The organism is Rhodococcus sp. GQ147, from assembly GCF_059759155.1.
In genome coordinates this window covers 1-1,010 of the sequence record NZ_JCAXDU010000064.1, presented here as the reverse complement: position 1 = coordinate 1,010, position 1,010 = coordinate 1, and the positions used below count along the sequence as shown (strand labels likewise).

The window sequence follows — 1,010 nt, the reverse complement described above, 5'->3', positions numbered from 1 at the left end:
TAAGAGCGACCGGCAATTGATGCTCACTTGAGTCGGCGGGTAGTAGGCCGGGTCGGCCACCGGTAATGGGTACGTGCACGGTTGATCAGACGCCGGAGCACGGTCAGTGCCGCGGCCAACGCGAGATAGAAGTCGACGATCGCGGCGCGTTTGTCTGTGCACCGCCGGAGCTTGCCGAATCCGTTCATCCACGAATGCGTGCGCTCAACGACCCAGCGTTTGCCGGCCTGGATCGGAGCCGGGATGCCCTTACGGGCGATGTCGTAGTCGTAACCCAATTCGTCGAGCAGGTCCCTCGTCCTGGCCGAGTCGTAGCCGCGATCGAGGTGCACGCACGAGTGCTGCGGCAGCGGGCCGACCATGTCCGGTACCGCCCGGATCGTCGGTTCGAGCAGCGGCGAGTCGTGCCGGTTCGCGCCCGCCGACACCATCGCCAGCGGGATCCCTCCGCCGTCGCACACCACCGAGCGTTTCGTGCCCCGCTTACCGCGATCGACCGGGGAACGGCCCGAAACCTCGCCACCACACGGTGCTTTCGTGATCGACCCGTCGACCGACAAGTGATCGAGGTCGAGGCCGAGCATCCGGTCGTACGCGGTCAGGGCGGCGCGGAGCACCTCGACGCCGATTCCTTTCGCGGACCATTCGGTCAGTCGCCTGCGGATGGTGCGGTCCGAGCATCCGACGGTGGCGATGCGTTCGTAGCCGCTACCGTGCACCAGTGCGGCGAGGATGTGCTCGAACACGACCCGGTCCGACACACGGCGGCGGTGGCAGCCCCAGGGATGTTTCGGATCGAACTCGGGACGTTCGTCGGTAGCGAGCTGGGCGGAGAACTCGACCCATAGGGGTTCGATGAGACAGACTGGCAGCAGAGGCACGGGTACTCCGGGTGATCGTGGGACTTCAGCAATCACATGATCGACTCGGTACCCGTGCCTCTACCTGTATCGACACGCCGGAACGTTCCCTGCGTTGGGCGGGCTCATCATTTGCCGGACGCTCTAAGC

1 protein-coding gene is annotated in these 1,010 nt (G+C 65.3%); it reads right to left on the bottom strand.

What is annotated here, in order from left to right; all coding sequences use genetic code 11:
• Positions 1 to 23: 23 nt before the first annotated feature.
• Complete coding sequence (locus tag AC6CID_RS25030) at positions 24 to 881, bottom strand: IS5 family transposase (RefSeq protein WP_060655371.1); 858 nt, start codon at positions 879 to 881, stop codon at positions 24 to 26.
• Positions 882 to 1,010 lie beyond the last annotated feature (129 nt).